This window comes from Paenibacillus sp. P4_A7, from assembly GCF_056402455.1.
Genome location: NZ_JBFUHJ010000615.1, coordinates 1 through 2,616 on the forward strand (window position 1 = coordinate 1; position 2,616 = coordinate 2,616).

Below are 2,616 nucleotides of genomic sequence, written 5' to 3' on the forward strand. Positions count from 1 at the left end.
ACAACTGTTGCAATTCCTTGACCGCCGCCAATACATAAGGTCGCCAAACCATATCGCTGCCCTCTACGCTTTAATTCATGCAATAACGTAACCATGACACGGGACCCGCTGGCTCCGATTGGGTGACCCAATGCAATAGCTCCTCCATTGACATTCATAATAGTTGGATCAAAGTCGAAACTCGTTATATAAGCCAAAGATTGAGCTGCAAAAGCTTCGTTCACCTCAAGCAGATTTATATCCTTCATGACGAGACCTGATTTCACAAGCGCCCGTTCGGTAGCGGGGACTGGACCTAATCCCATCATCGCCGGATCAACCCCTACGGAGGCGTGGGCGCGGATGATGGCAAGAGGTTCAATTCCGAGCTTGGTCGCACGTCGTTCAGACATTAGAATAAGTGCTGCTGCACCATCGTTAATAGCAGAAGAGTTGCCAGCCGTTAGGAGTCCATCCGGTTTAAAAGCAGGCCTCAGCTTAGAGAGTGCTTCGAGAGTGGTATCCGGACGTGGAGATTCATCCACAGTAACGGTGAGTGATGCACCTTTTCTTTGAGGGATATTCATAGGGATGATTTCTTCGGTGAATCGTCCTGCGGCTATAGCATCTTTAGTTTTCCGCTGGCTCTCTGCTGCATAAAGATCGAGTTCTGCTCTCGTAAAACCATATTTGGCACAGATGTTCTCTGCAGTAATTCCCATGTGGTAATCATTTGTCGCGCACCATAGTCCATCACTCATCATTGAATCGGTGACGGTCTGATTCCCCATCCGGTAGCCGGAACGGGCATTTTGCAGCAGGTAAGGGGCGAGGGTCATATTTTCCATTCCTCCGGCTACGACGATTTCACAATCACCTGACAGGATGGAGTTATATGCCAAGCTAACAGCCTTCATTCCCGATCCGCAAACCTTATTAATGGTCATTGCTGGAACATCTACGGGAATACCGGCGATGAGCGCCGCTTGCCTGGCCGGATTCTGCCCAAGCCCAGCTTGCAGGACGTTGCCCATGATGACTTCATCGACTTCAATAGGTTCAATACCCGCACGACTGATCGCCTCGGCGATAGCCGCCGCACCTAATTGGATTGCGGGAACGTCCTTATATATGCCGTTAAAGCTGCCGACGGGTGTTCTTACTGCGCTGGCGATTACGACCGGATTTGCTGTCATAACTCTCACTTCTCCTTATCTTCTTTAAACGTCATCGATTGACGTTAAAACTTTCTTTTTTAAGTAAACTAAATGCTCCAAGTTATTTTTCATTTGCTCCGTTGTCTCGATGGGATCCTCATAGTTGTAATAGCCTTTACCRCTCTTCAGTCCGAGCTCTCCACGAACCACTTTTGTCAGCAGTGATTCAGGAACGTGAGTGCTTGTGCTCAGCTCAGGGAATAGGTGACCAGTGACCTTAGCCCATACATCCAGTCCACCAAGATCCGCAACTTCAAATGGACCCTTAAATGCCCATCGAAGCCCGAGCCCATCTTTGATTACAGAGTCTATTTGGAAGGAGTCGGCAATGCCGTTTTCAAGCAGGTATAATGCTTCTCGCAGCAACGCTGCTTGTAGACGATTTGCAATAAAGCCGGGAATGTCTTTGTTCAGAACAATTGGCGTTTTTCCGCATTTATACATAAGGGCAACAATTTCCTCAACAATTAGAGGAGGGGTTGTCGGCAGTGAAACGATCTCTACCAATGGAACTAGATTCGYAGGGTTGAAGAAGTGAGTAATAATAAGCCGATTGGAGAAAGGTAAGTTTTCTGCCAAAGCTTGAAGCGAAAAGGTAGAGGTGTTGGAGGCGACGATCGTATGATCAGAGATTATGTTTGTTAACTGATGTAACACTTCAAGTTTGATCTCCAGCTGCTCAGGAACGGCCTCTACAATTAAATCTACATTTGTAACCGCTTTCTCTAAATCGTTATAAAAATGAATTCTCGGATCAATGGAAGGAAACGTTTTTCCTGCTGGTTCATACAAAGCTACCTCGAAGCCGTGCTCCGCGAACAGAACAGCAATCCCGGCTCCCATTGTCCCAGATCCTAGAACAGCAAGTTTTTTAATCATAGATGCCTCCCTGATAAATAAGATATCCTTATTGTACACACTGTAAATTTATAGGTAAAATACATATATTGAATATCATTTATTCCCAATATCTATAAATAAGGCAGTGATGAAGCGATGGATATTCGACAGCTTAGTTATTTTCTCGAAGTGGCCAATCATGGCAGTTTCTCTAAGGCAAGCCAAGCGATATATTTGTCCCAACCTACGCTCAGCAAAATGATTAAAAACCTAGAGGATGAACTGGGCGTAGTACTGCTCAATCGTTCCACACGCCATGTTGATCTGACTGATGCGGGAAAAGTGGTACAAATTCATGCCCAAACCATCCTGACTGCTAAGCAAAATCTGCTTACAGCTGTTACGGATTTGACTGAGATGAGAAAAGGACAATTTACGCTCGGGCTGCCGCCAGTCATTGGCGCGAGCTTCTTTCCTAAGGTTATTTCTAAATTCCACCAACAGTATCCGGATATTGACATCCATCTCGTAGAGGAGGGAGGAAAGAGGATTGAACAGCTTCTAATAGAAGGGTTAATAG

Annotated in this window: 3 protein-coding genes; 1 reads left to right on the forward strand and 2 read right to left on the reverse strand. The window is 45.9% G+C overall.

What is annotated here, in order from left to right; translation table 11 throughout:
- The coding region (locus tag AC1DWN_RS31925; protein ID WP_477562870.1) for an acetyl-CoA C-acetyltransferase at window positions 1–1,175 on the reverse strand (1,175 nt) is incomplete at its 3' end.
- Between the two features lie 24 nt (window positions 1,176–1,199).
- The gene (locus AC1DWN_RS31930; protein ID WP_477562871.1) at window positions 1,200–2,075 is read right to left on the reverse strand and encodes a 3-hydroxyacyl-CoA dehydrogenase family protein; all 876 of its coding nucleotides are present in this window, start codon (window positions 2,073–2,075) and stop codon (window positions 1,200–1,202) included.
- A 117-nt stretch (window positions 2,076–2,192) separates the two neighbouring features.
- Here AC1DWN_RS31930 and AC1DWN_RS31935 point away from each other — a divergent pair.
- Window positions 2,193–2,616, forward strand: a 424-nt coding sequence (locus AC1DWN_RS31935; RefSeq protein WP_477562872.1) for a LysR family transcriptional regulator, incomplete at its 3' end; no start/stop codon positions are given.